This is a genomic window from Gemmobacter fulvus, assembly GCF_018798885.1.
Classification (GTDB): Bacteria; Pseudomonadota; Alphaproteobacteria; order Rhodobacterales; family Rhodobacteraceae; genus Gemmobacter; species Gemmobacter fulvus.
This window is the reverse complement of the sequence record NZ_CP076366.1, coordinates 61,746-88,422: the sequence shown is the minus strand read 5'-3', so window position 1 is coordinate 88,422 and position 26,677 is coordinate 61,746. Positions and strand designations below refer to the sequence as shown.

The following is a 26,677-nucleotide window of genomic DNA, read 5'->3' as shown; positions in this document are numbered from 1 at the left end:
ATTGCACCACAGAAGCGTGACGGTCTGCAGGCTCGGCGTTCATGGGGTGTAGAACCCCCGAACTCAATCGGGAATGGGGAAGGGTGGACCCAATTGCGGCACCCGAAGCCCCAGCCGCCCCCGCGACTGTATGCGGTAGCGTCCATTCATTATGCCACTGGGCCAAATTGCCCGGGAAGGCGAAGGGACGTGTGACCCCGCGAGCCAGGAGACCGGCCGGACGCCACTGTAACAACATCCCGTCGGGTGTGACGGGCGGAGATAGCCATGACCACGACCACTCAAGCGATCACGCAAACTGCGGGCATGCTGCGCCCGATCCTGACCACGGCCTTTCTGGGGACATTTTTGTTGTTTGTCGCCGGGTTCTCGTCACCGGATACCCTGCACGCCTCGACGCATGACACCCGGCACGCCACCGGCTTTCCCTGCCACTGATCTGACAGGAGATTGACGATGACCAAGACCCTGCTTTCAAGCGGGCTGATTGCTGGTGCAGTCGCGGGCCTCGTGACGGCCGTGTTGCAGTTCTGGCTGATCCAGCCCCTGATCGGTCAGGCCGAACGATACGAGACTGGTGAGCTTGTTCTGCAGGTGACTGACGCAGCACCATCAAAAACGACAGTTATCGCTGCTGAAGAACCTGCTACTGTCGGCAACGCGCATCCAGACATGGTTGCAGGCAATAGCCTAGACGTGTCGCGCAATTTGCAGACCATGCTGTTCTTGGTCCTCACATGGGGCGGCTTTGGCCTTCTGGCCTCTGCCGCAGTTGCAGCCCTCCCGGCCGTCGGCCGGACGCAGCACGTATCATGGCCTGGCATTGCGCTGATCGGGTTTGCGGCCTTTTGCCTTGCACCTGCACTTGGCCTACCTCCGGAACTTCCCGGCATGCCGGCGGCTGACCTTGAAGCACGTCAGGTCTGGTGGATTTCGACTGCCATCGCCACGTGCGCAGGCGCGGGCTTGATCGTTCTGTGGCACAAGCCGCCAGCGCTTCTTGCCGCTTTGGTCATCGGACTGTTGCCTCATGTCGTAGGAGCACCAACTATTGACGAGAACCTTGCCGCAGTCGTGCCACCAGAACTTTCGGCGCTGTTTTCCGCCCGCGTAATCGGTACCAATCTTGTTGGCTGGATCGTGCTCGGCATGACTTTGGCCCGGATGTCTGGTTTGTCAGCGGTTCGCAAGAATTTGCCCGGTCGGCATGCCGACACAGCGAGACCTGACCTTGATCGCCCGGGAAGAACGTGACCTTTGTGCGAACAACGTCCTCAGCCGGGCCGCCCGCAACGCTGCCGGCCAACGGCGACCTGAACTGATGCTTGCTCTGACGGGTCTTTTCTTCGCAGCGTTTATCGCCGCCACGTTGATCCCGGCACAGTCCGAGGCCGTGCTTGTTGCACTGCTTCTCGCCGGGACACAGCCCGTTTGGTTGCTTCTATTGGTCGCAACGGCGGGCAACGTCCTTGGTGCGGCGGTCAACTGGACCATCGGACGGTTTCTGATGCGCTTCTCCGACCATCGACGTTTCCCGTTTTCGGCAAGGCAAATTGTTCAGGCCCAGGGCTGGTATGGCCGTTGGGGGTGGGTAAGCCTGTTCGGGTCGTGGCTGCCGATCATCGGTGACCCTCTGACGCTTGCCGCAGGCATGATGCGGGAACCGCTCTGGCGGTTTATACTGATCGTCACACTTGCGAAGTTCAGTCGCTACGCTGCTCTTGCGTTCGTGACGCTTTCGGTCGTCTGATCGTCACGGATAGTTCCCAAAGGGCAGGTTCTCTTAACTGGGATACTGGCGCAATCAAAGGCCGTCAGTGCGGTTCCGGGCATCAGGTTCTTTTCGAAACCCTGTCCGGCTCGGCTTGACGCTCGGTCTCGCAGACCTTTCCCAAGTGTACGGTTTTCCAGCTAAGACTTGCCCCTCAGAGATCAACCCTGCGCAGACGCAATGCGTTGGTGATGACTGAGACCGAGGACAGGCTCATCGCCGCCGCCGCGATCATCGGCGACAGAAGAAGGCCGGTTATCGGATAAAGGAGCCCGGCTGCGATCGGTACGCCAAGTGCGTTGTAGGCAAAGGCAAAGAACAGGTTCTGCTTAATATTGCGCAAGGTTGCGCGTGCCAACTTGCGCGCTCGGACAATGCCCATCAGGTCGCCACCCAAAAGCGTGATGCCCGCGCTTTCCATCGCGACGTCAGCCCCGGTACCCATGGCGATGCCGACATCCGCTGCCGCCAGCGCAGGCGCGTCATTCACGCCGTCGCCGGCCATGGCGATCTTGTGACCTTCACGGCGCAACTGGTCGATCAGATCTTTCTTGGCCTCGGGCAACACTCCCGCGCGCACCTCATCTATGCCGAGCTTGCCCGCTACAGCTTGTGCGGTGCGTTCGTTGTCGCCGGTCGCCATGATAACGCGCAGCCCTTGGGCATGCAGTTCCTTGATCGCCTGTGCGGTCGACGCCTTGATCGGATCTGCGACAGCGACGATGCCTGCGAGCACACCGTCGACAGCAATGAACATCGCGGTCTTGCCTTCGGCGCGCAAAGTGTCCGCCTGCGTCTCCGCGCGCGCAGTGTCCAAGCCCATTTCCTGCATCATGGCTGCGTTGCCAAGCGCAACCGCGCGACCATTGACCTTGCCACGCACACCCTTGCCAGTGACCGCCTCGAATCCAGTAGCCTCTTGCCGGGACGCGCCCTGCGCGTCAGCCCCCTCAACAATGGCTTCGGCAAGCGGATGTTCCGACCCACGTTCCAGCGCCGCAGCAAGGGACAACAGGTCTTTGACTGCCACGTCCCCAAGCGTCACCGTATTGGTGAGCTTGGGCTTGCCCATAGTCAACGTGCCCGTCTTGTCGACTATCAGCGTATCGACTCCCGCCATCCGCTCCAGCGCCTCAGCGTCTTTGATCAGCACACCCGCCTGAGCGCCGCGTCCAGCCGCCGTCGTAATCGAGATTGGCGTGGCAAGACCCAACGCGCAGGGGCAGGCAATGATCAGCACCGACACCGCCGACGCGATGGCAAAGACCAGGGCTGGCTCGGGGCCAAAGATCATCCAGGCCGCAAAGGCCAGTAATGCGATCCCAACTACGGTCGGAACGAAGATTGCGGACACCCGATCCGCCAGCCCTTGGATTGGTGCACGCGACCGACGCGCGTTCGACACCATGGCCACGATCTGCGCCAAAACGGTGTCGGCGCCAACCTTGCCAGCCTCGATAACAAGACTTCCGTTCTTGTTGATGGTGGCCCCGGTCACTGCATCGCCCGGACCTTTTTCGACCGGCATCGACTCGCCGGTCAGCATGCTTTCGTCCAAGGATGAATGACCTTCGATCACCACGCCGTCGACTGGCACAGCGTCGCCAGGGCGCACGCGCAGACGGTCGCCCTCCATGATGTTCTCCAAAGGCGCATCGTATTCGGTGCCGTCCGGCAGAATGCGCCGCGCCGTCTTCGGCGCGAGGTCGAGAAGCGCGCGGATTGCATCGCCGGTGCGTTCGCGGGCGCGCAGTTCCAAGACCTGGCCGACAAAGACCAGAGCCACAATCACCACCGCCGCTTCATAGTAGGTGCCAACACCGTGACCCATCCGGTAGACTTCAGGGAACACGCCAGGCAGAAACGTCGCGACGAGCGAATAGAGGTAGGCCGCCGCCACCCCAAGGCTGATCAGCGTCCACATGTTGGGCGACCGGTTCACCAGCGAATCCCAGCCTCGCTTGAAGAAGGGAAGGGCCGCCCAAAGGATGATCGGAGTTGCCAGCGCGAACTCCAGGTAACTGGCCACCTGATGCCCGATCCAGTCGCGCACCGGCAGGGCCACGAACTCTCCCATCGTCAACACGATCAGCGGCACCGCCGCGGCAACTGAGATCCACATGCGTCGGGTGAAATCGGTCAACTCGTGGCTGGGCTCGTCAGAGGGCAGTATCGGCTCCAGCGCCATGCCGCAGATCGGGCACGAGCCGGGCGCATCGCGGATGATCTCGGGGTGCATCGGGCAGGTGTACTGGACATTGGCTGGGGCAGCTTTCTTGCGACCCGCCGCACGGCCTGAGGCGTAGAACCACGGATCGGCCTGAAACTTCGTCTGGCACTTGCCGGAGCAGAAATGGAAGTCCTTGCCGCCAAACGCCTCGGTCCGCGTGTCAGGTTTCAACGTGACGGTCATGCCGCACACTGGGTCAATGGACGTTGGCCCGGTACCAATTTCTGGAACGCCTTGGCCCTCGGGCATATCCGGGTCTGGATGGGCGTGGCTGCTGTGCGGATCGGTGGGTTTCATAGCGTTCTCCTATCGCGGTCAGTGCCGCGCGAAGGCAGATGCAAAGGCCTACCGACTCACGATGCGCCTTCCCATCAATGGAAGGTCAAGCGAAGATTGCAGCTTCTGGTGCAATCAAATTGCCGCAACAACTTTGGCCAGTAGGTTTCGCACCTGACCTGCGACGGCATGCAATGCGGGATTGTTGATAGCCTGCATCGACGCCACCGGATCAATCGAACTTACCTCAACGCCGCCTTCGACCTCGCGCAGGATAACGTTGCAGGGCAGCATCGCACCGACGCGCGGCTCCATCCCTATGGCTTCCATCGCCATCTTCGGGTTACAGGCCCCAAGAATGCGGTAGGCTGGGATATCCACGTCCAGCTTCTTCTTCATCGTTGCCTTGACGTCGATCTCTGTCAGCACGCCAAAACCATTGTCCGCCAGCGCGGCACGGGTCCGGGCGTCGACCTTGTTAAAATCCGCGCCGGTGATCAGCCGGTTGAACGTATAGTCCATCGGGTTTCCCTTCCGCTATTTGCGCAAGTATTTGACCAGCGCCGCAATCGCGAGGCCGACCAGCACAAGGGTGACGATCATCCAGAGCCAGCCGAAGCCCATTCCAAATCCCATACCGTAGCCGTTCATCTTCATGGCCTCCTGATCTGTGTTGGGATTCCTCCCGCTAACCGGAGATTTGCCCAGTTAGTGGGAGAATAAAGCGCGTCAGTCGTTGTCCATCATCCCATGACCCATGCCCGGCATGCCCTGCTGCCCGCCCATGTGGCTTTGCATCATTTCTGCCATGGCGGCCATTTCAGCTTCCGTGACCTGTGCGTCACCGTCGGCGTCGTGCATCTGGAAGGCACGCACGGTCATCGGTCGGGTGTGAGCCGCGTGCATCACCGCGAATTCCTCCAGCGACAATGTACCGTTGGCGTCGGTGTCGTAGGTCTTGAGTTCAGCCTGAATCCCGGCTGTCATTTCCTCGGGGCTGAGCGTGCCGTCTTTGTTGGTATCGAACGTGGCCATGGCATAGCTCTGGCCGCCGGCCATCATTCCCATGGCGCCACCCATCATACCGCCATGCTGGCCCATCATGCCCATCCTTCCGTCCATCATACCATCATGCTGCATCTGGCCCTGCTGCGCGACGACCGGTACGGCTACAGCGGCTACGCCAAGGGCGGCAACGGTTGCGAGGGCGAATTTTGTCGAACGTTTCATTCTGTCTCTCCTGGATCAGATTGCGATGGATCCAATCTGGGAGCGAGGTGTCCCACAGGTTTGTCAGGACGAGGCCTGTTTTGTATCAAACTGTCGCAAGCCACGGTCCTGAGAGAGGTTTGCGACAATCTTCTGTCCGCAGCACCACCGCGTTCAGCTAGGGTCGACATCAGGAGACAAGATGATGACCCAACCGCCGCATATTCTGATCGTCGATGACAACCGCGATATCCGCGATGCCCTGGTGAAGTATCTGGAAAAGAACGGCATGCGCGCGACGTCTGCCGCCAATGCCGTCGCAATGGATGCGGCGATGAAGGTGGGTCAATTCGATCTGATCGTGCTGGATGTGATGATGCCAGGCGAGGATGGCCTCTCGGTCTGCCGACGTTTGCGCGCACAGGGCGCCATTCCAATCTTGATGCTGACAGCCCTGGGTGATGAAACTGACCGTATCGTGGGGTTGGAGGTCGGCGCGGACGACTACCTGCCCAAACCCTTCAATCCGCGTGAGTTGCTGGCCCGGATCAAGGCGATCCTCCGCCGATCCGACCGGCCGGAAGTTGTTGGTGGCAGCCTTGCTGGGCACAGATTGGCCTTCGACCGATGGGTGCTTGATACCGACCGCCGGACCCTGACCGACGACAATGGCATCGAGGTCCCTCTGACAACCGCGGAATTCCGTCTGCTGACGGTGTTTCTGGAACGGCCGCGCTTCGTGCTCAGTCGCGAACAACTGCTCGATCTCACATCGGGTCGCGCCGCACAGGTGTTCGATCGCACCATCGACAACCAGATCAGCCGCTTGCGCCGCAAGATCGAGGCCGACCCGGCCAAGCCTACACTGATCGCAACGGTCTGGGGTGGTGGCTACAGCCTCGCCGCAGATGTCAGTGCAATGCCATGAGCGCGCGCTTCCCGATATTGCGCAAGCTCTTCCCGCAATCTCTTGGCGGGCAGTTGCTGATCATGTTGCTTTTGGCGTTGGCCATCACACAGGGGCTTGGCCTGTTGCTGCTGACAGACGAACGGAACCGTGCAGTTCGTGCAGCCCTCGGGCTGGAGGCGGCAGGGCGCGCCGCGAATGTTGTCTTGCTTCTGGATGGCGCCCCCACTGATCTGCGCATGTCGATACTCCGCGCGGCAAATTCTCCGCTTGTCCGGTTTGAAGTCGGACCGGAGCCCGCAGCGTCCCACGACAGCGCCGAGGCGGACATGGTTCTGGGCCAGATCCGCCAGATCCTTGGCGAGCCGGAACGGGAAGTGCGCGCCGATGTTCATGCGCTGTCCCTCGCGTCCCTGCCATTACCAGAGGGAGTACCTGCGTCCATGCGCCCGATGCATGAGACGATGATGGCGGGGCGGACTGACCCCATTGAGCTGACGCTGTCGATCCGTCTTGTGGCGGGCGACTGGCTGAACGTGCGCACGATGTTTTACCGCCCTGCCCTGCAATTAACTCCGCAGGCCCTGCTGCCGGTGGTGTTAATGGCGGTTGCGGTAGCTTTGGTGGCCTGGTGGACTGCGCGGCGCGTCGTCGGCCCGATGCGTGCTCTTGCTGTTGGCGCCGACCGCTTGGGCCGTGGGCTTGATGCCGATCCGCTGCCGACGACGGGGCCATCCGAGGTGCGCGAGACCACGCAGGCCTTCAACCGGATGAAGGCCCGACTGACCCGCTTCGTGAACGAGCGCACGCACATGCTCGCCGCCCTGAGTCATGATTTGCGATCGCCGCTTACAGCAATGCGGCTCAGGATCGAAATGCTGGACGAAACCGAGGATAGCGTACGGCTGAAGGCACTGGTCGAGGAAATGCAGGCCATGGTCGAGGCGACACTGGAATTCGCACGCGGGGTTGCGCGGGCAGAACCCGCCGCTGAAGTCGATCTTGCCGTCCTGCTGGCTGATCTGGTCAACGATGTAGGGGGAGAACGAGCCAATCTTGCCCCGTCGTCGCCTCTGCCCATCACCGTCCGCCCGCACGCCTTGAACCGTGCTCTAAGGAACCTGATCGACAATGCTGTCCGCTATGGCGGGGTTGCGATGGTAAAGCTGGACCGAACGCCGGGATTGGCCGTCATCACCATCGCGGATAAGGGCCAGGGATTGCCCGGAGACCAGCTTGAAGCGGTCTTTGAGCCGTTCGTACGCTTGGAAGGGTCTCGCAGCCGAGATACCGGCGGCGTCGGCCTCGGCCTGGCAATCGCCCGCACGATCATTCAGGCACACGGCGGGACAGTCGTGCTCCGCAATGTGCTGGCAGGTGGACTGGAAGCAGTTGTACGTTTGCCTCTCGGTGATGCGTGATCTCACCTCACAAGAGCGCCCAACATTCTTGGGCTATCGAAGCCGAGCGTCAGAGAAGGCTGTGGTCAAATCTGGCCGCTAAACCGCCGCACGCCACATCCTGAAACGCCCCTGGCCGGTCACCTCGCGGATCAGCCCCCGCGCCTCCATCCAAGCTAGGTTTCGCTGGACAGCCGCACGGCTGGCACCGATCAGAGTCTCTGCCATCGGTGCAGAGACCAACGGCCACTCGGTCAAAGTAGCGCGCAAAGCTGGAGGCGTACGGCCAGACAATACCGACATGACAGTCTGCGCTTGGGTGGACCATATTTCGAGATCGTCGAGGTGCCGCATTGCTGCGAGGCAAGCGTTGTTCATCCCGTTGTCGCGTGAGACCGTTCAACTACCTGGGGTGCATTTCTGGCCGAACCGCGCTCTACTCGCTGCCAGTCTTGGCAGAGGAGAGGAAGGATGCGCTGGAAAATCAGTATTGAGGGTTCGGACGAAATCACGCGAGGTCGCCGGTTCGAGTTCGAGATCGAGAAGAACTTTGACAATCTGATCGACGGTAGCGTCGGCCTTTCGATTGACGATGGCAAGACGATCATGGCCTCGCTTCAACGGCACATCATCGAGCAGCAGTGTGCCCTCTATGTTCTGTTCCGACGTCATTGCCAGGGATGTGGCGGAAAGCGGCCGATCAAGGACTATTCGACCAGAACGATCCAGACAGTTTACGGCGCTGTCACCGTAGAGAGCCCGCGGTTATACCCCTGCCGCCGCTGCATGCCCGGTGTTGATTTCACAACTACCCCGGTCTCTGAGCTCTGCCCTGACCGTGCAACTGCAGAACTGATGACGCTTACTGCTAAGCTTGGCGCACTTATGCCCTACCGGGCAGCGGCGGAAGTTCTGGCCGAATTCCTGCCGGGGCAGACACCAACTCGGCACACGACCCTGCGACATCGCACCTTGGCAGTAGGTAAGCGACTGGAAGAAAAAGAAGAACAGCGCATGTTCTTTGAACAAGTTGATGCGCAGGAGGGTCGTCAATGTGAGCTGCCGCTGCCTCAAGACCCAGAACGGGAATTTGTCCTTAGCATCGATACTGCACACATCCCGCAGATCCGCGGCCGTGAGACGCGAAGTTTCGAAGCGGTCATCTGCCATGCAAGTCGTGGCGGGGTCGGATCCGACCGAGGAGTTCTGTTCGCCTTTTCAGGTACATCGCGACGGAGAATGAGGGCAGAAGGGCTGCTTGCCCTCAAACGTCTCGGATACGAAGGCAAGGGCGATATCACCGTGATTTCTGACGGTGAGGACTGTTTGAAGCGCTTGAAATCCGCTCTCCCGCAGCCGGCGACGCACATCCTCGACTGGTTTCACATTGCTATGAAGCTGCGCCCCATCGAGCAGACTGCCGCGTGGTTGGCGCAACGACTACCGCCGAACGAGCGGGAGGAGCTTCTGGAAGACATAGCAGCGGTGAGATGGCGTCTCTGGAATGGTCAAAGAGACAGGGCAATTGACCTTATCGGTCGACTGTTTCACGACCTGAAGGCAGATGAACAGAGCAGCTACACGATCGTCACGCTACGAGGCGGTCTATTAAACTTGCGCACCTACATTGAGCAGAACCGGGGTTCGATAACCAACTACGGCGCAAGATATCGCGAAGGGAGACGGATCGCCTCAACGGCCGCTGAAGCGAGCGTCAACAATTTGGTCGCAAGGCGAATGGTCAAAAAGCAGCAGATGCGTTGGTCGGAACGCGGGGCTAACCTGCTCCTTCAAGTTCGCGTGGCCCTTGCCAATTGCGATCTTGCGGAACGTCTCGCCTACCGGCCGCCCGTTCAACCAAAGCAGACTATCATTTCGCCGTTCGTGCCTTTACCGCTCTTTCAGCGTGCCGCATGACCCCAGGTAGTTGAACGGTCTCAAGCCGCCCCTTTGATTTTGTTGATTTTCCTATACCGCATTTAAGGGCTACGCGACAATGGCGCACTGCACCGGGAACTCCACTTCGCTCGGAACCCACTCCAACCCCGAAACGGACAATTGATCCAAAAGAACGTGAATTGCTCGATCAGATCCAGGCTGCGCCAAGCCCAAACCGTCAGTTCCACGCATCGGACCTGTGTCGCTTGATCGGGCAAGCTGCCTACGATGCGCGTGTCTTCGATGTCATCCGGCAGTTCGGATGTCCGAGGTTCACGGCAACCCTTGCGGTCCATGGACGGGCCGTGTTGGCCGGAGAAATTCCGCGGTAACGGTGGAGTGGTTGGCGCCCCCGCGAGCCAGACGAAACCTCTCCGGTTATTGTAAATGTTCTGCCTCGGCACCTATGCTTGATGTCGGCAACGATGATCGGCAAGACACATCGGCAAACTCTTGGACTTCATGACCAAAAAGAGTAACAAGGGATGATAGTTCCGCCCCTACAAGATCGGCAAAAAATGCTTGAGACACCCGGCAGGATAGAACCGTGCTTCTTCGAGGAGCAGATACCTGCCAGTCTGGCGGACCTGTCGGTCGATATTCAGCGCGAGGCAGCCCGGCTTGGACAGGGGCTGCATCCGGATAGCGCGGCCGAGCTGGCGGACTTGGTCAGGGTGATGAACTGCTACTACTCGAACCTGATCGAGGGGCACAACACGCGCCCGCGCGATATCGAACGCGCCCTCGCCGGGGCCGAGCTCGAAGCCGAGACGCGCCCGCTTGCGCTGGAAGCCCGCGCACATGTCATCGTCCAGCGGTCGATCGACAAGATGCATCGGGAAGGCATCTTGCTCCGGCCCACATCCGTCGCGTTCCTCACCTGGGTCCACAAGGCGTTCTACGACGAGATGCCCGAGGAATTCCGCCGCATCGAACACCCGGATGGAAGCACGGAGCCCATCATTCCGGGTCGTATCCGGCAAGAGGGAGACAGCGAAGTCGTCGTCGGACGGCACCTGCCGCCCTCCTCGGGTCGAGTTGCGGCCTTCATGGATCATTTCGACAAACGCTTTCAGATCGCGGCGCGCTCTGCGAGCGGACGGATCATCGCCATTGCCTCGGCGCACCACCGGCTCAACTATATCCATCCGTTTCCCGACGGGAACGGGCGGGTCAGCCGCCTGATGTCACATGCCATGGCGCTCGAGGCTGGTATCGGCGGCCAAGGGTTATGGTCTGTCTCGCGCGGGCTGGCGCGCGGATTGACAGACCGTGGCGAGTACAAACGCATGATGGACATGGCCGACAGCCCGCGGCGCGGCGATCGAGACGGGCGGGGTAACCTCTCTGAGGCCGCCCTGAAGACCTATTGCGAATGGTTCCTGAAGGTTGCGCTGGATCAGATTACCTTCTCGGCCAAGCTCTTTGACCTAGGCGGTCTGGAAAAGCGTTACCGGCGTCTGGTCGAAGATACTGTCGATGACAAGCGCGCGGCCGACCTCATTTCGGCGGTCCTTCGGTATGGCACGCTGGAACGCGGAGAGGCGCAAATCGTCCTCAAGACCTCCGAGCGCACGGCGCGCAACACGCTGAGCAAGCTAACATCAGTCGGCTACCTGTCATCCGCCTCACCGAAGACGCCCGTGCGTTTGGCGTTTCCTCTAGACTACCGCGAGCGACTTTTCCCCAACCTGTTCGCTGACGGGGATCTGCCTGAATAATAGAAGAAGATCTACTGGAGGCCATAAATATTGCTGCGGTTTTCAGTCGGTGGCGCACCACATCCGATATCGCCCCTGCCCGGTCACCTCGCGGATAAGGCCTCGCGTTTCCATCCAGGCGAGGTTGCGCTGGACGGCGGCGCGGCTGGCACCGGTCAGGGTCTCGGCCATTGGAGCGGAGACGACGGGCCATTCGGTCAGCACCGCGCGCAATGCTGGTGGTGTCTTGCCAGAGAGCGGGGCCATCATGGTTTCCGCCCGCGCTGACCATGCCGCGATATCGTCGAGGTGCCGCATCGCGGTCAGGCATGCTGTTTCCATTCCCTCGAGCCAACGCTCTAAGCGCTCAGCCGGTGGGCCACTGGCGCGCAGTCCCCCTGCCCCGCGTAAAGCCAGAGGCGCAAAGATGGCCCCCCCATTCGAATTCGGGCCTTCGCTGGCGGCAATGCGTGCGGCGGTTACCGCCGCTTCCATCCGGTCGCCGTGTTGCCCGAGGCCCGCAAGGCTCCAGAGGTGAAACCCCATGCATGCGCGCGTGATCGGGTGCAGATCGGCGGCTTGCTCCATCAGGTCAAGCCAACCGCCTGCGCGATCCGCGAAAGGCTCGGCTTCGTCAGCCATGTTTTCAGGGTCACGGCGATCAAGGAAAGCGGAAAGGTCCACCTCTGGGCCGGGACCGCCTGTAAGACGCCGCACCGCCCATCCGACACGCGCGAGCGCTGCGGTGTCGTCCTGCACCCCGGACAAGCGCATGGATATCCAGAGCGCCAGCCGATCTGGGCCAATTCGGTCGCCCACAAACCAGCTGAGGTCTGCCGCCTCCATCATCGCGAGCCTGTGCCGCCAGCCCTCCGGGCCACGGTGCAGACGGTCATCCAGCGCGCCAATCCGGCCAGCCACACGGGCGAGACGGGCGGCATTGCCTGCCTCTGCCTTCCGCCAATCGTCGAGGACTGCGGTTTCACGCAGCTCTGCCCTCGTTCCGGGCGGCAGATAATCCGGCTCCACTTCCATCGGGCCGGGCAGGAACCACTGTCGCTTTTCCTTCACGATTTCACTGCGTGGTTTTCACATGATTTCCACAAGGTAGCTCTGGAAGCGGCGAGGGTTTTTGCTTTGCAATTTCAATTTCATTTAGGGCTTCAATAGGGTTCGAAGGGCACGGCGGAATGACAACGCTCAGCAAAGATCGGCCCTTGGAACGGGCAGCTTCCCGCGCTTCAGAGGAAGCTTGGTCGAAGGCGGTTCGGATTGCCCGCGAGTTGGACCGCGTTCTGGACGGGGACTTGCCAATGCGGGAGGCTGTCAGCCGGGCAGCGGTGGAACTGCGCCTGTCGACCCGTCAGGTCTACAATCACCTCGCCCGGTATCGTGGGGAGCGACGTGTGTCGTCGGTTCTGCCGCGAACAAACGGTGCGCGGCGTGCGAGGATATCGATCGGCGTTGAAGCCATCATTTCCGAGACGTTGCGGGAGATGTGGCTGCAGCCGGAGCAACCTGATCTCGCCCCGATCGTCGACGAAATCCGCGCGCGCTGTGCCGACGAAGGGCTAAAGCCCCCGGCCTATGTCACGGTTGCCAGACGGATTGCCAAACTGTTCTCCCCCGAGGAGATCGCGCGGCGGCGGCTTTCCGGTGGCAAACACTTGCACCGCCTGAAGCCGCGTCCGGGATATATCCGCGCCAGCCACTCCCTTGACGTCGTCCAGATCGATCACACGCCGGCCGATATCCAGTTCGTCGAGGTGATCGACGACCACGGCGTTTTCGTGGGTAGACCCTATCTGACCATCGCCGCCGATGTGGCGACCAGTGCAATCATCGGCTTTTGCCTCACCCTCGAGCGCCCTTCCCGACTCTCGGTGGCATTGTGCCTTGCGCACGCGATGTGCCGCAAGGATGACTGGCTGGCAGAACGCGGGATTGCCCATCCATGGGCGATGCATGGCCGGCCCAAGCAGATCGTCGTGGACTCCGCTAAGGAGTTCCAGAGCAGCACCTTCACGACGGGATGTGCCGATTTCGGCATCAGCGTCCGCACCCGGAACAAGGGAACGGTTCACCGGGGTGGCGTTGTCGAACGGCTCCTGGGCAAGGTGAACACGGTGCTTCGCTCCCTTCCCGGCAAGACCGGTCGGTCGATCGCGGACCGCGGAGATTATTCGTCCGACAAGCGGGCAAGTCTGACCTTCGCGGCCCTCGAGCGCTGCATTGCCCTGGCAATCATCGATCACAACCAGACCCAGAACGCGCGCAAGCTGACCGTGCCTCGCCTCGAATGGGAGCGGCGACTTCCACCGACGGACCGGCCGATCGATGATCCTGACCAAGTCCTGCTCAACTTTCTCCCCCGCACAACACGCCGCATCTCTCCCCAAGGCGTCAGCGTGTTCGCCATCGACTACTTCGAGCAATGGCTTGGGCCTCTCGTCGCCCGCCGTGACCGGTTGCCACCTCTGGATCTATGCTACGACCCCCGGGACATCAGCCGGATCTACATCGCCGATCCCGACACGCGGATCTGGCGTCCGGTAAAGCGGCGGGACGGGGTGACCATGCCAATCACCCTTTGGCAGCATGAAGCCGACCGAGCGCGCATGCGAGAGAGCCAACAACGACCGGCGCAGGAAAAGACGCTTCTGCGCCGGGAAATCGCGGCAACGGTCGCCGGGGCCAGATCCACGAAGGCTCACCTGCGGGAAATGACCCGGGCCCGACACGCCGCAGACGCGCCGAAGGCGTATCAAAATGTCGGGCACGTTTCAGAGGCGACCCATACCGGACCAGAACCTGACCGACCCCGCCGCGTCTTTCCTGTGGAGACCTGGTAGCATGGCCGACCATCTCCTACCATCAACCTCAGCGTTGCTCGATGCGGATGCTGCCACCCGCATTGCTCATATTCGGGCGCCACGCTGGATAGGCCATCCCGGTGCCTCTGCGGCACATGATGCGTTGCGGCAGCTGCTGGAACGTCCGCCATCACTCCGCCCACGCGGCTTGTTGATTGCTGGTCCCTATCACAACGGCAAGACCATGATCGCCGAACGCTTCGCCGTCGAACATCTGCGCCGTGCCGACCGGCAAAGGGTCTGGGTGATCCAGACCCGGGAGGGGGCAGGCCTGTCGCATTTCTACGCCAGCATTCTGTCCGGACTGCGCGCCCCGCAGGCTGCCGGCTGGCGCAGCCTGTCCCGCGCCAGCGAACAGGTCGATCATCTTCTCGACAGCCTGAAGCCGCGCCTGCTCATCTTCGACGAGTTCTATAGTGCGCTGCGTGGGCGCAGGCAGGATGTGAAGGCAATCTTCTCGTTCCTGCGGCGGATCGCACGGGTGCATGACATCTCGCCCGTGCTTGTCGGCGAAATCGCCGTCTACGATGCGCTGCACGACACCGATGAAATGGGATCACGATTTGATACGGTCCCAGTGCCGCGGTGGGGTTTCGACGAGGATTTTGCAGCCCTTCTCGACAGTCTCGAGGCGAGCATTCCGCTTGCCCAAGCCTCTAACCTCTCGCGGTTGCCCCTTGCCAGAATGATCCATGATCTGTCGGAAGGGCTGATTGGCGAGGTGGTCGACATCGTCACCCGGGCGGCGGTTGCAGCTATTGAGAGCGGTGAGGAACGGATCACGTCCAGCACCGTCATGGCCCTCGGCTATGTGCCGCTGTCACGGCGACGGAACTCGGCCTTGCGCCATTCAATGACATGACCAGCAATGCGCCGAGGATCATCGTCTCCCCGGCCCGCCGCTATAGAGTGGCGGCGGGACATCGCTGGCCGGTGGACATCAGGCCGGCTCCTGGCGAGCTTTTGTCAAGCTGGCTGCATCGGCTTGCACATGCCAATGGTGTGCCGCCGCGCTATTTTGGAGCGGTGCTCGGAGTGGCCGGCGAGACATGGTCGGCACAACTTGACCGGCATCTTCCGGAGGCAGTTCGCCGCATCCTGCTCGACCATACGTCGATCTGCCCCGAAGATATTGACGGACTTTGTCTGGCCCACAGTCCCTTGTCGAGCGTGCGCTTGCAGCTGCGGAGCCGGCCGCAAGATGCAGGGACATCGACGGCGCAGTCCTGTTGGCTGCAGTTCTGTCCCACCTGCCTGCGGGAAGACGAGGCGCCCTATTTCCGGCAGAGTTGGACTCTGGCAACCCGCGTGTCCTGCTTTCGCCATGGCTGCCGATTGCGCGACCGCTGCCCGTCTTGCGGTCAGGGCCTTGCGCCGTTCAGACAGGATCGCCTTGTTTCACAGCAATACTGCGCCTTCTGCGACGCTCCTCTCGCCAAACCGACGGACCCGGCAAACCCAGGCGCCCGGCGTCTCGAGCGGCTGATCGACGATCTGCTTCGTCTTGACACAGCAGGGCTCGCACTTGGCGTGGGCCGGGGCAAACGGAAAACCCTGCCAGAGAGGATTGCAATATGCCCGGTGCCCGTCGGTACGACGACATCAACGATCCCGCAACTGTCGCATCGGATTCGCCACGATTTCTTCCGGCGGCTGTCGGAAGGGCAGAGCGGAATAGTTGGCCACAAAGGTGGTGGCCCGCTGAACCTTTGGGTCCGGCTTGCCAATGCCGCTGGAAACCACAACGGATTGGTCAAGGAACTCACGGATCAGCTTGCTGAAACTGCAGGGCTGCGGCGGGCCTCCTCCCCCAGAGCGACTGATCTGGCCGCCCTGCTGCGGGCAGCGACCCAGCTTCATGAAGCCCGCCGATCTGCGGCCGAAGCTCAACCCGCTCCTTAAATGTCGTGAGCCTCCGACCTGCCCGCGAGGCCGGCATCTGCGAGTTGCTCGGGATCGGGCAGGTCGCGCAAGGACGCCATCCCGAAGGTGGCAAGGAAGGTCTCGGTGGTGACAAAAGTGTAGGGCGCGCCGCGCCGGGGTTCGCGCGGGCCGGTGCCGATCAGGTCACGCTCGGCCAACCTGCCGATCAGATCACGGCTGATCTCTTTGCCGAAGATGTCCTTCAGCCCGTCGCGGCTTACCGGCTGGTGGAATGCGATCGCCGCCAGCACGGCCAGATCGTATTCTGACAGGTTCAGCGCTTGGCCGTCCACATCCGCCGCGGCGCGGATCGCTGGGGCATAGGCCGCGCGCGTGCGCAGCATCCACGCCTTGCCCACCTGTGCCACCTCATAGGGTCGGCCCTCCAGATCCACTGCCAGATCCTCGATCAACAGATCGACTGAGGCCCCCTGCCCCACGACCCGCGCCAGATCCTCGCGCGCCACCGGGGTCGCGCTTGCAAACAGCACCGCCTCGATTCGTCGCATCCATTCCCGCCAGCGCATCTCAGGGGGAAGAACGGCCAATTCGCGGTCAAGTTCTGTGTCCTCGCGCCGCCCCATGCTTAGACCCCGTACAGACGGAACGTGTCCCGCCCTGTCAGTTCGCGCACGGCGCCGAGCGCAACCAGTCGGTCGCAGAGCCGTCGCGCGGCCCGATCCGACATAAAGGCCAATGCCCCCGGCGCCAGCGCATCGCGCGACAGGAACAGATCGACCGCCCGGCCCGCCGCCTTGGCGCGCAGCTTTGGGGCCACCGCCCGCAGGCGGGCCGCCGCCCGGGCCAAGTCCCCGGCCAGTGGCAGCACCTGCCCGCCGATGGCAGAGACCACGGCGCGGTGACAGGCCAGACGCAGATCATCGCCCCGCAGGCGCAGGTCGCGGGGCCTGAGCGTCAGCGCCAGAAGTGGCAGCACATGCGTTGCCCCCACCCCCTTTGCCAGAACCGCATCGGCAAGGATCAGCGCCGCAGTTTCGGCCCGCGGGTGATCTGTCAGCACCGCCTCAATGACATGCGCCGCGCGGTCGACCGGGGTCTGCCCCATGGCATCAAGGCACAGCGCGATCCGCTCGGCCACGATCCCTTGCAGCGCATTGGTCAGATGCGCGACCGAGACAGGCCGGGCCACCGCGCGTGACCACTGCTGCAAAAGCCGTCCCGCCGGGCCGGGGTCGTCGCCCGGACCCGTCAGGTGCAGGGCATCGCGCAAGGCGCCCGGCCCTTCCCTGCGCCCCGCCATTTCAGCGCAGTTCCCGGCCGCCACCAAAGCCAAGCGGTCCCGCCACAGCGCCACAGGCACATCCCCGGCCGCGGTCACTTGGCTCAGATGCGCCAGCGCGGCCCCAGAGCGGAAGGCCGCTGCCTCAAGGGTTTCTGCCGGGGCAGCACCGATCCAGCCCGGCAGCGGGGGCAGCATCGGCAAGGTTTCCAAAGGCTCGGCGCGCGGTTTTCTCATGCCGGCAGCCTACATTATGACGGCGCTTTCTACCAGCTAAATGCACCAATAGCGCCGCAGCTTTGTCAGCGCCATTATGTCCAATAATGTTGCATTATCGGACGTGCCGGGAGTATGCTCGACGGTATGACCGAAACGCCCGAGAAATCGCCTTCAGAACCCCCGGAACGTCCCGATCGCCATGAGCGGGACGACAGCGCTGATACGGAGCGCGACACGATCGCCCTGCCCTCCCATGTCGCTGGCTCGGGCACGCTCGACCGCCTGGTCGAAACGGCGCGTGACTATGCGCGTCAGGCGGCGTCGGAGAACACGCTGAAGGCCTACACCAAGGATTGGGCCCACTTCGCGCGCTGGTGCCGGATGCGTGGCGCGGACCCTCTCCCCTCGTCGTCCCAGCTGATCGGCCTCTACATCGCCGATCTGGCAGCGCCGAGCGGCAAAGCACCTGCCCTCTCGGCCTCCTCTATAGAACGGCGGCTGTCTGGCCTGACCTGGGGCTATGCGCAGCGCGGAGAGCGGCTCGACCGCAAAGATCGGCACATTGCCAGCGTCCTGGCTGGCATCCGCCGCAAGCACGCACGGCCACCAGCACAGAAAGAGGCCATTCTGCCGGAAGACCTGCGCGACATGCTGGCAACCCTCCCCCACGATTTGCGCGGCCTGCGCGACCGGGCGATCCTGCTGATCGGCTTTGCTGGTGGCCTGCGTCGGTCCGAAATTGTCAGCCTCGACCACGGCAAGGATGACACGCCTGACTCCGGCGGCTGGGTCGAGATCTTGGAGGACGGCGTGCTCCTCACCCTGCGCGGCAAGACCGGTTGGCGCGAGGTCGAAATCGCCCGCGGCTCATCAGATCAGACCTGCCCGGTCCATGCCCTGACGCAGTGGCTGCATTACGCAAGGATCGACTTCGGCCCGATCTTCGTCGCCACGTCACGCAACGGCCTGAAAGCTACGAGCGAGCGGTTGTCGGACAAGCACGTCGCCCGGCTGATCAAGTCCTGCGCCCGCGAGGCCGGGCTACGCCCTGATCTGCCTGAAGCCGAGCGCGTGCGGCTGTTCTCGGGCCATTCCCTGCGCGCAGGCCTTGCCAGCAGCGCGGAAGTTGATGAGCGCTACGTTCAAAAGCAGCTTGGTCATGCCAGCGCAGAGATGACCCGCCGATACCAGCGACGCCGCGACAGGTTCCGGGTGAACCTGACCAAGGCCGCGGGATTGTGACCCCCCTGCCCCACCGCAGCGCCTTTAGTGAAATGATAAGCTCGAACGCGACCGCTCAGATTTCAGCTAATCGCTTCAATTGAAATCGGGAACCAAACGCGACAGCCGGGCGGGCCGGAGAGGGGTTTTCCCCGTCTGTCGGCCGTCTCCGGAGGTGTCATTTTCCCATGAGATACAAGCATATACGCCTATAACGCGCAAGATCCTGCCCTAATGATCCTTGCTGGCAGGTTCCATGGATCGGCACATCACTCACGATAAGTCCCCCTTATCGTGACTCTATGGCTTCGCAACTGCGCGGAACAGAAACGGCCCCGAGGACCGCGCAACAGGCGGCGGGATCAGGGGCTGGGGCGCTGCAGCAGCTGGGCGATGGCGCGATACATCATCGCGTCATGGAAGGGTTTGCTCAGCACCTGACAGCGGCCCAGTTCTGCCGCCTCGGGCACGTCAAGATCGCCGGTGGCAAACAGGATCGGCAGATCCGGGGCCTGTTTGCGGGCCTGTCGCGCCACGCAGGTGCCGGGCTGATCGGGCAGGCCCACATCCAGAAACAGCAGATCAAAGGGCTGGGCGGCCAGAAGCGCCAGCGCCGCTGCGCCCGAGGCGGCCTCGGCGATCTGGCACCCGGCATCCTGCAAGCCTTCCACGATGCCATAGCGGATCAGCGGATCATCCTCGCAGACCAGAACCCGCACCCCTGCAAACAGCGTGGCCGGGTCCGGTGCCGTTTCCGATTGGGGGGCCACGTTGGCGGATGCCGCATCGACCGGCGCAGAGGCAGGGGTCCGTTCCAGCACGGCGCGGATCTTCTGCGCCAGCGCCTCTTGGGTGTAGGGCTTGCTCAGCAGCTGCACCCCCGGATCAAGCCGCCCGCCATGCACGATGGAGTTCTGCGTATAACCCGAGGTGAACAGCACCGGCAGATCGGGGTTCATCGCGCGGGCGCGTTCGGCCATCTCGCGGCTGGTCAATTGCCCCGGCATCACCACATCGGTGAACAGCAGATCAATGCGCGCGCCGCTTTCGATCACCACCATCGCCCGGTCGGCATCGCGGGCCTGCAACACCGTATAGCCCAGATCGGCCAGAAGCTGCGCCGCCGTGGCGCGCACCGCCTCGTCATCCTCCACCAGCAGGATCGTCTCGTTGCCGCGGGTCAGCGCATCGCCCTGCATCGGCGCGATGACCTCTTCCGCCTCATGCGAGCGCGGCAGATAAAGCTTGATCGCGGTGCCGCTGCCCGGCTCGCTGTAGATCTTCACATGGCCGCCGGATTGTTTGACAAAGCCATATACCATCGACAGGCCGAGCCCGGTGCCCTTGCCTTCGGGTTTGGTGGTGAAGAACGGATCGAACACCCGCTCCAGGATCTCGCGCGGGATGCCGCAGCCGGTGTCGCTGACGGCAATCATCACATATTGGCCCGGCTGCACATCGGCATTGGCGCGGGCATAGGCATCATCCAGAAAGGCATTGCCCACCTCGATGGTCAGCTTGCCCTTGCCGTTCATTGCATCACGGGCGTTGATCGCCAGGTTCAGCAGGGCGCTTTCCACATTGGTCGGATCGACATGGGTCGTCCACAGCCCGCCCGCCACGATGGTCTCCACCTCCACGCCTTCGCCGATGGCGCTGCGGATGATGCTGTCGGTGCCGCGCAGCAGGCGCCCCAGATTGATCACCCGCGGTGCCAGCGGCTGTCGCCGCCCGAAGGACAGCAACTGCGACGACAGCGTGGCGCCGCGCATCACCGCCCCCATGGCCTGTTCCAGCCGCGCGGCCAGCGCCGAGCCTTTCGGCGTCTCGCGCAGCGCCAGTTGCAGATTGCCGGTGATGGTTTGCAGCAGATTGTTGAAATCATGCGCAATGCCGCCGGCCAGATTGCCGATCGCCTCCATCTTCTGGCTTTGCCGCAGCGTGGCGTGCAGATCCTCCAGCTCGCGGTTGCGTTCGGCCACCCGGTCTTCCAGCGTGGCGTTCAGCTCGGCAATCGCCGCCTCGGCCAGCTTGCGGTCCTCGATATCGGTATTGGTGCCGACCCAGCGCACCACCTGACCCGCCGCATCATGCAGCGGTGCGGCGCGCACCAGATGCCAGCGGTGATGGCCATCCGCCCCCCGGATGCGGAACTCGGCCTCATAGCGCTGCCCCTGCGCCACCGCTGCGCCCCAGTTTTCGGCCACGCGCGGCAGATCCTCGGGATGCACCACCTTGCCCCAGTCCTCTCCGTACAGATCACCTTCGGCCGCCCCGGTGTAGTCGTAGATCCGGTCATTGAGCCAATCCAGCCCACCCGCCGCCGTGGCGGTCCAGACATGGTTGGGCATGGTCTGGGCCATGCTGTGAAAGCGTTCGCGCGAGGCGATCAGATCCTGTTCGGCCTGTTTCTGGCTGGTGACATCATGCCCCTCGATGATGAGGCCCATGCTGACACCATCGGCATTGCGCAGCGGCTGATAGGTGAAATCGACATGGATCTGCACCGGCGCCGCCCCGGCCTCGCGCTGCAACATGGCGGGCACGCCGCGCAGGGTGATGGCCTCGCCGCTGCGATAGGCCTGATCCAGCAGATCGAAGAAACCTTGCCCCTCCAGCTCCGGCAGGGCCTCGCGCACCGAGCGGCCCACCAGTTCGCGCTGCCCGATCACCTGCACAAAGGCCTGATTGGCGATCTGGAACACATGATCCGGGCCATTGGTGATGGCGATGAAACTGGGCGACTGGTCAAATACCGCGCGAAAGAATTCGGTCAGCGTGCCAAGCGCGAGGTTTTCGCGCGACACCGCCTCGGCGCGGTGCAGCAGCAGCGCCTGATGCGCCGGGGCCGTGCCCGCGCTGTTGCGGTAAAGATCCGAGACATCATAGGTGTTTTGCAGGATGAACTGCACCTGACCGGCGGCATCGGTGATCGGGGTATGGGTCGCACTCCAGTAGCGCGTCACCTCCACCCCGGCGGCATCGCGGATCGGATAGGGGATCAGCGGCAGATGGTCGATGCGGCCACTGGCCAGCACCCGCCGGAACGAGCCGCGCAGCATCCGGTCCGATACCGAATCCTCGGGCGCGGGAAAGGCCTCGGACAGGATCTGCCCGACAATTTCGGCCCGCGCGCGGCCCGTCACCTCCAGATAGGCCGCATTGACCCAGATGATCCGCAGATCCCGGTCCAGCAGCACAAAGGGCGAAGGGGCGGCGGCAAATACCGCCTCAAGGTCGATATTCATGCCGGGTCATCCGCTGAGGGGGTCATGGAGAAGGGGGGACTGGGGATCGGGCCTGAACAAACAGGAATGGCAAAAGACGGGCCGACCTGATGACCCCGATCTTCGCCCCTTCCCTGATCCTGCATGATGCCGGTGGCCTCCCCTGTGGTCTGGCCATCCTGCGGGCCGCAGGGCCGCACCGCCATGCCGAAGGCAGCGGGCGCGACCCTCAGGGCGCAACGCCGCACCCGGGCATCGGTTCCCGGGCGGCAGCTGTTTTTTCTGCCCCCGCCACACAGCAGCGGGGCGGCAGATCAGGCGCTGTAGCCCTTGCCCTGGGCCCAGGTCCAAGCATCGCCGATCATGTCGCGCAGGTTGGAGCGGGTCGGCTCCCAGCCCAGTTCCTGCATCGCGCGGGCCGATCCCGAGACCAGCGCCACCGCATCGCCCGCCCGGCGCGCGCCCTCCACGATCGGCACATCACGGTTGGTGACGGCGCGCGAATGGTCGATCACCTCGCGCACCGAAAAGCCGGTGCCGGTGCCCAGGTTGAACACCCGGTTGCCGCGCCCGTCCAGCAGCCAGCGCAGGCCCAGCACATGCGCCGCCACCAGATCCATCACATGCACATAATCGCGGATGCAGGTGCCGTCGCGGGTGGGGTAATCCGATCCGAACACCGTCAGCGCCGGACGCTTGCCCGCCACCGCATCCAGCATCAGCGGGATGAGATGGGTTTCGGGCACATGCTGTTCGCCGATCTCGCCCTCGGGATCACAGCCTGCCACGTTGAAATAGCGGAAGATCACATGGTTGAGCCCATGGCTCGCGCCGAAATTGGCCAGCATGTCCTCGATGGCGCGTTTGCTGGCACCATAGGAATTGATCGGGCGCTGCACCGAGTCTTCGTCCAGCAGCACGCCGTCCTGATCGCCATAGGTGGCGCAGGTCGAGGAAAAGACGAAATTCTTGCAGCCCGCCGCCAGCGCGCCCTCGATCAGGTTGAGCGCGCCCATCACATTCACCCGCCAGTATTTGCCGGGATCCGTCATGCTTTCGCCCACCAGGCTGAGGGCGGCGAAATGCAGCACCGCCACCGGCTGATACTGGGCAAAGGCCGCATCCACATCGGCGCGGTTCATCAGATCGCCCTTGAAGAAGGGGCCGTATTTCACCGCGTCCTGCCAGCCGGTGTTGAGATTGTCGAAGGTGACGGGCGTGAATCCCGCAGCCTTCAGCACCTTGCAGGCATGAGCCCCGATATATCCTGCTCCGCCCGTCACCAGCACTGTCTGCGTCATCTGTTATAGACCTTTCTGAACATTATCAAACTGTTAGGAGGTTTTTCATCAAGTGCCTCCGCTGTCTGCCACAGTTTTGCGCCCGCTCTATGACGCTATACTGCGCCAAAATGCAATCTTGGGGGCGGGGCGTTCAGCTCTGAAAGTCTGCAAGTTTCTCTTCATCGCAAATAATGGCATTATGCTCTTCTGGCGCGGATACCTTGTGCAGTTCTCCTGGCACAAAGGTCAGCGACCGGAAGAAGTGTTCCATCACATGATGCACCCCGAAGAGATTTACACTCCGCATATCCGGCTCATAAAAGGATCCATGGTTGGCATGCGTTGTGATGATTTCAAAAGACGGGAAATATTCCACACCCGGCAAGCTTGCCACCAGTTCACCCGCGACTGATCTCAAAGTTGCCTTGGAGTAAGTGTTCGCCACTAGGACATGCTCCGCTGACGCCGTCGCTGCCAATGAAACGGGCGAGACGGTCAACAATACCCGCGCATGAGGATTGAGCTCCATCAGTATTTCATGAAAAGCTTTGAAATCCGAAAGAATTTCACTATGGCTGAAATTCTTGAACCGGTATTTCTCTGGTTCGAAGGCTCCGGCCACAGTCCCAGGACAGGTAGCGAAGACCGTGCTGCCGTCTGCATTTGTCCACCCCTCTGTCAGACCCAATGTGAAGACGAACACATTCAGCTGCTCGAACATCTGCCGCACTTTTTTCAGATGCTCTTGGCGTAGCGCAAGAACCGTTTCAGGATCTTTGTGCCCGACAGGATCCACCGAAGGGCGCATGGCATCAAAGAAACGGTCCCCCTTCTGCCACACGATCTCTTCCGGCTCGAACCGGCCAGTTGCCTCACGCGCCAGTTGAAGCAACTGCCGGACCGTATAGAGATTGCCATAACGGCAGGAATAGACCCCGAACCCGTTCTCGGATGCCTCCGAGGGGCTGAGATAGGCGGGAGCAGGCTCCAGATCCAGATAATTCGCTCCGCGTTCCCGCAAGGCGCGGCCGATATGCTGGGCGAAACAACTGCCTGCCGTGGCGATGCGATCATCCGAACGGAGACTCAACGGATGGCTGAGCTCTCTCATATCTGCAAAATGCACATCTGCCACGCCAGAACGCCAGAACGCCTTCGGCGGTTGCGTGCGATAAGGGTTCTGTACAGTCATGTTGCGCTCCTCAGAAGATCCGTTGCAATACGGTCGGCGAGTTGGGATTTTTCTGGGTCGGCAGCCCGCGTGGATGTCTTGGACATATCTGCCTTGCCGGACAGGGCGGATTTTGCGTCGCTGCGCCGTACTGCCATCTCGGCGATTTCTGGCAGAGCGCCTCCCTCGACACCTATCACAGCAGCCAGCCAGGCATTCAATGGCCCGGGCGGATAAGAATGCCCAAGATAGTCCTTGAAGAATTCAGACAAGAAAATTGCATCTGGCTGCCGCGCCAGACTTGCGGCAAGGGGAAGGATCTGCGTCTTGAGATGCGGGTCCATGCAATTTTGCAGCACGATGACCTTGTTATCATAGCCTGCCGCGTATCGCCCGAAAACATCGTCTGCAATCAGCTTGCCAATATCCTCCACTGGCCGTCCCGGCCAGCAGAGTGCAGCATATCTCTGCAGGTTTGTCGGGTATGCGGAAATAGAGGCCAGTGGGTTGACAGAGAGACATATGCTGCCGGGTACAGCATGCGAATGCAGTAAGGCGGGATGTGCGCCAGAAGAGCCCCCGATGAAAACTGTCTTGCGCGGCCGCAACTGCTCAGAGATCCCCGCGCAAAGCTGGTGAATGGCGGCCTGTGTTGCACATGCCTCATCACCTGCATACCAAGTATACAATGTGTCTTGTGAAAGTCGCAGGCCCGGATCTGCGATGGAAATCAAGGTCATGGCGCCTGGAAATGCAGTCACAAACTGACTGCCGTAGAACACAGGCAGATTCCGGACTGTCTGATTCACTGCCCCGTGAAACGTATAGCAGACGGTACTGTTGCCTGGTGACGTCGACAGGAGATTGACGGGCAAAGGCACCGAGGATCCTGGAATCTGAAGATCTACCCGCCCAACGGGAAGCACCTCTGCCCGCAGGCTTGCGATGAATTGATCTATCGTCATGGTCTGGTGTGACATTCTAAGGCCTTGCTATCGGACGCGAAAAATTCTGCCTGTTATAGAGGGCGTCAACACGCTCTCTCCCTTTTCGATACTGCGATGCAGGTGCGAAAGCGACTCACGTATCTCTCCACTCGTCCTCGGCACAATGACGAGGAAACCCGCAACTTCTGGCCAATCTGCCCAATATCCTTGCGGTACGCAATCACACCGCAGCCCATGCTGTTTCCATGCCATCCAACAGGACATGCCCGGGGGTGTCCGGAAGGGACAGGCCCCGAAATCACACCAACACCGGGAGAACTGCACGCGCCCGCTCTCCCAATCACCATGAAAAAAACACATTGCAAGGAATCAGCGGATCCCCGACGATGCGCGGAGCGGCGTTGTCGCTGTTTTCTGGTCTGTTTTTTCGTCTGCTGCCCGCTCTGGCCCGGTTCCGCCTGTGTTTTGCGGAAGGCCGCACCGTACGATTGACCGCTTTTTATCTGTTTTTCTCGTCTTTTATTAAGCATTTAGAGGATCGAATGACGCATCTGCCTCCGGCAGTTTTCGACGTCCGAACTCCGGGTCATTCCGGAGCATGTCTTTTCTGCGTGCCTGCCCGTTCCCGCCGCGCCCGGCTCCGTCTGGCCCCTTCCGGCACTGTCCTGTGCCTTGGGATCTGGGGTCTGGTCTGGCTCGGGGCGGGCCTGACCCCTGCGCCGGTCGCGGCACAGGGGCTGGCGCTTTTGCCGCCTGCCCCGCCCCCTTTCGCCGCACAGGAGCATGACATGACGGCCCAACCCATCTCCGGCAAGGCTGGCCGCATCACGGTCAGCGGCATCCGCGAAACCGAAGGCAACGCGGTGGATTGCCCGCAGATCCGGGACGATGACGGCACGCTGCACAGTGTTTCCTTCCTGTCCGCCGCCATCGCCATTGGCGGGCGTGTGGCTGTGGAGGGGGTTTACGGCATCTCGACCCGCTGCCGGGGTCAGGTGCTGATCGTCGAAACCGAACTCGGGCTGGAGGACTGAACCCCGCCGCGCGGCCCGCCCCGCGCGCATCCCTGAAACATCCGCCCTGCGCCCCCGCAGGGCACCACTGCAAGATCCTGATTGACGCAAGGCCGGCATTCCCGGCGC

22 protein-coding genes, 2 pseudogenes and 1 riboswitch are annotated in these 26,677 nt (G+C 62.1%); of the genes and pseudogenes, 13 read left to right on the top strand and 11 right to left on the bottom strand.

Annotated elements, in window-relative coordinates:
- Positions 1–11 precede the first annotated feature (11 nt).
- A riboswitch (cobalamin riboswitch) is annotated at positions 12–235 on the top strand.
- Positions 236–267: 32 nt separating this feature from the next.
- From KM031_RS22170 to KM031_RS22160, 3 genes are all read left to right on the top strand, one after another.
- Positions 268–438 carry a CbtB domain-containing protein gene (locus KM031_RS22170; RefSeq protein ID WP_215507512.1) on the top strand — a complete coding sequence of 57 codons (171 nt, stop codon included), beginning with the start codon at positions 268–270 and terminating at the stop codon, positions 436–438.
- A gap of 18 nt (positions 439–456) precedes the next feature.
- Positions 457–1,254, top strand: a complete 798-nt coding sequence (locus KM031_RS22165; protein WP_215507514.1) for a CbtA family protein — start codon at positions 457–459, stop codon at positions 1,252–1,254.
- Between the two features lie 67 nt (positions 1,255–1,321).
- Complete coding sequence (locus KM031_RS22160) at positions 1,322–1,750, top strand: YqaA family protein (protein WP_215507516.1); 429 nt, start codon at positions 1,322–1,324, stop codon at positions 1,748–1,750.
- A gap of 175 nt (positions 1,751–1,925) precedes the next feature.
- Here KM031_RS22160 and KM031_RS22155 read toward each other — a convergent pair whose 3' ends face one another.
- The 3 genes from KM031_RS22155 to KM031_RS22145 form a co-directional block, all read right to left on the bottom strand.
- Entirely contained in the window at positions 1,926–4,250 is a 2,325-nt protein-coding gene (locus KM031_RS22155; protein ID WP_215507527.1) for a heavy metal translocating P-type ATPase, read from the bottom strand.
- A 162-nt stretch (positions 4,251–4,412) separates the two neighbouring features.
- On the bottom strand, positions 4,413–4,799 hold the full coding sequence (locus KM031_RS22150; RefSeq protein WP_215507517.1) for a DUF302 domain-containing protein: 387 nt from the start codon (positions 4,797–4,799) through the stop codon (positions 4,413–4,415).
- Between the two features lie 207 nt (positions 4,800–5,006).
- Positions 5,007–5,507 carry an EF-hand domain-containing protein gene (locus KM031_RS22145; RefSeq protein ID WP_215507518.1) on the bottom strand — a complete coding sequence of 167 codons (501 nt, stop codon included), beginning with the start codon at positions 5,505–5,507 and terminating at the stop codon, positions 5,007–5,009.
- A gap of 181 nt (positions 5,508–5,688) precedes the next feature.
- On the opposite strand from KM031_RS22145, the gene KM031_RS22140 reads away from it, so the two are divergent.
- Positions 5,689–6,414, top strand: coding sequence for a response regulator (locus tag KM031_RS22140; protein ID WP_260692250.1), 726 nt, complete (start codon positions 5,689–5,691; stop codon positions 6,412–6,414).
- Positions 6,411–7,814, top strand: a complete 1,404-nt coding sequence (locus KM031_RS22135; protein ID WP_246567358.1) for an ATP-binding protein — start codon at positions 6,411–6,413, stop codon at positions 7,812–7,814. The genes KM031_RS22140 and KM031_RS22135 overlap by 4 nt, the downstream gene beginning before the upstream one ends.
- Positions 7,815–7,892: 78 nt before the next feature.
- Here KM031_RS22135 and KM031_RS22130 read toward each other — a convergent pair.
- Positions 7,893–8,177: pseudogene (locus KM031_RS22130) on the bottom strand (helix-turn-helix domain-containing protein); the annotation flags it as partial.
- An 87-nt stretch (positions 8,178–8,264) separates the two neighbouring features.
- On the opposite strand from KM031_RS22130, the gene KM031_RS22125 reads away from it, so the two are divergent.
- The 3 genes and pseudogenes from KM031_RS22125 (at position 8,265) to KM031_RS22115 (ending at position 11,452) form a co-directional block, all read left to right on the top strand.
- Positions 8,265–9,710, top strand: a complete 1,446-nt coding sequence (locus KM031_RS22125) for an ISKra4 family transposase (RefSeq protein WP_246567360.1) — start codon at positions 8,265–8,267, stop codon at positions 9,708–9,710.
- A 74-nt stretch (positions 9,711–9,784) separates the two neighbouring features.
- A pseudogene (locus KM031_RS22120) lies at positions 9,785–10,063 on the top strand (hypothetical protein); the annotation flags it as partial.
- A 186-nt stretch (positions 10,064–10,249) separates the two neighbouring features.
- Positions 10,250–11,452, top strand: a complete 1,203-nt coding sequence (locus tag KM031_RS22115) for a Fic family protein (RefSeq protein WP_215507519.1) — start codon at positions 10,250–10,252, stop codon at positions 11,450–11,452.
- 42 nt (positions 11,453–11,494) lie between these two features.
- On the opposite strand, the gene KM031_RS22110 is transcribed toward KM031_RS22115, so the two are convergent.
- Positions 11,495–12,466 carry a hypothetical protein gene (locus KM031_RS22110; RefSeq protein ID WP_215507533.1) on the bottom strand — a complete coding sequence of 324 codons (972 nt, stop codon included), beginning with the start codon at positions 12,464–12,466 and terminating at the stop codon, positions 11,495–11,497.
- Between the two features lie 155 nt (positions 12,467–12,621).
- On the opposite strand from KM031_RS22110, the gene KM031_RS22105 reads away from it, so the two are divergent.
- The 3 genes from KM031_RS22105 to KM031_RS22095 are packed head-to-tail and all read left to right on the top strand — an operon-like array spanning position 12,622 to position 16,206.
- Positions 12,622–14,283, top strand: coding sequence for a TnsB C-terminal domain-containing protein (locus KM031_RS22105; RefSeq protein ID WP_246567487.1), 1,662 nt, complete (start codon positions 12,622–12,624; stop codon positions 14,281–14,283).
- A gap of 1 nt (position 14,284) precedes the next feature.
- Positions 14,285–15,166 carry a TniB family NTP-binding protein gene (locus KM031_RS22100; RefSeq protein ID WP_215507979.1) on the top strand — a complete coding sequence of 294 codons (882 nt, stop codon included), beginning with the start codon at positions 14,285–14,287 and terminating at the stop codon, positions 15,164–15,166.
- Positions 15,163–16,206, top strand: coding sequence for a TniQ family protein (locus tag KM031_RS22095; protein WP_215507977.1), 1,044 nt, complete (start codon positions 15,163–15,165; stop codon positions 16,204–16,206). The genes KM031_RS22100 and KM031_RS22095 overlap by 4 nt, the downstream gene beginning before the upstream one ends.
- Here the strand turns inward: KM031_RS22095 and scpB are convergent.
- Positions 16,203–16,811, bottom strand: a complete 609-nt coding sequence (gene scpB, locus KM031_RS22090; protein ID WP_215507975.1) for an SMC-Scp complex subunit ScpB — start codon at positions 16,809–16,811, stop codon at positions 16,203–16,205. The two genes, KM031_RS22095 and scpB, sit on opposite strands and share 4 nt — an antisense overlap.
- A gap of 2 nt (positions 16,812–16,813) precedes the next feature.
- Positions 16,814–17,704: a DUF1403 family protein gene (locus KM031_RS22085; protein WP_215507973.1), complete on the bottom strand. Its 891-nt coding sequence runs from the start codon at positions 17,702–17,704 to the stop codon at positions 16,814–16,816.
- A 126-nt stretch (positions 17,705–17,830) separates the two neighbouring features.
- On the opposite strand from KM031_RS22085, the gene KM031_RS22080 reads away from it, so the two are divergent.
- Positions 17,831–18,928: a tyrosine-type recombinase/integrase gene (locus KM031_RS22080; protein WP_371879026.1), complete on the top strand. Its 1,098-nt coding sequence runs from the start codon at positions 17,831–17,833 to the stop codon at positions 18,926–18,928.
- A 341-nt stretch (positions 18,929–19,269) separates the two neighbouring features.
- Here the strand turns inward: KM031_RS22080 and KM031_RS22075 are convergent, their stop codons facing one another.
- The 4 genes from KM031_RS22075 to KM031_RS22060 form a co-directional block, all read right to left on the bottom strand.
- A complete protein-coding gene (locus KM031_RS22075) occupies positions 19,270–22,155 on the bottom strand; it encodes a hybrid sensor histidine kinase/response regulator (protein ID WP_215507080.1) in 2,886 nt (961 codons plus the stop codon).
- Positions 22,156–22,448: 293 nt separating this feature from the next.
- Positions 22,449–23,435 carry a UDP-glucose 4-epimerase GalE gene (gene galE / locus KM031_RS22070; RefSeq protein WP_215507078.1) on the bottom strand — a complete coding sequence of 329 codons (987 nt, stop codon included), beginning with the start codon at positions 23,433–23,435 and terminating at the stop codon, positions 22,449–22,451.
- A 133-nt stretch (positions 23,436–23,568) separates the two neighbouring features.
- Entirely contained in the window at positions 23,569–24,609 is a 1,041-nt protein-coding gene (locus KM031_RS22065; RefSeq protein WP_215507076.1) for a GSCFA domain-containing protein, read from the bottom strand.
- On the bottom strand, positions 24,606–25,568 hold the full coding sequence (locus tag KM031_RS22060) for a hypothetical protein (RefSeq protein ID WP_215507074.1): 963 nt from the start codon (positions 25,566–25,568) through the stop codon (positions 24,606–24,608). The genes KM031_RS22065 and KM031_RS22060 overlap by 4 nt, the downstream gene beginning before the upstream one ends.
- Positions 25,569–26,146: 578 nt before the next feature.
- Between KM031_RS22060 and KM031_RS22055 the strand changes: the two genes are divergently transcribed.
- Positions 26,147–26,569 (top strand): hypothetical protein, encoded by a 423-nt coding sequence (locus KM031_RS22055; RefSeq protein ID WP_215507072.1) that lies wholly within the window; start codon positions 26,147–26,149, stop codon positions 26,567–26,569.
- Positions 26,570–26,677 lie beyond the last annotated feature (108 nt).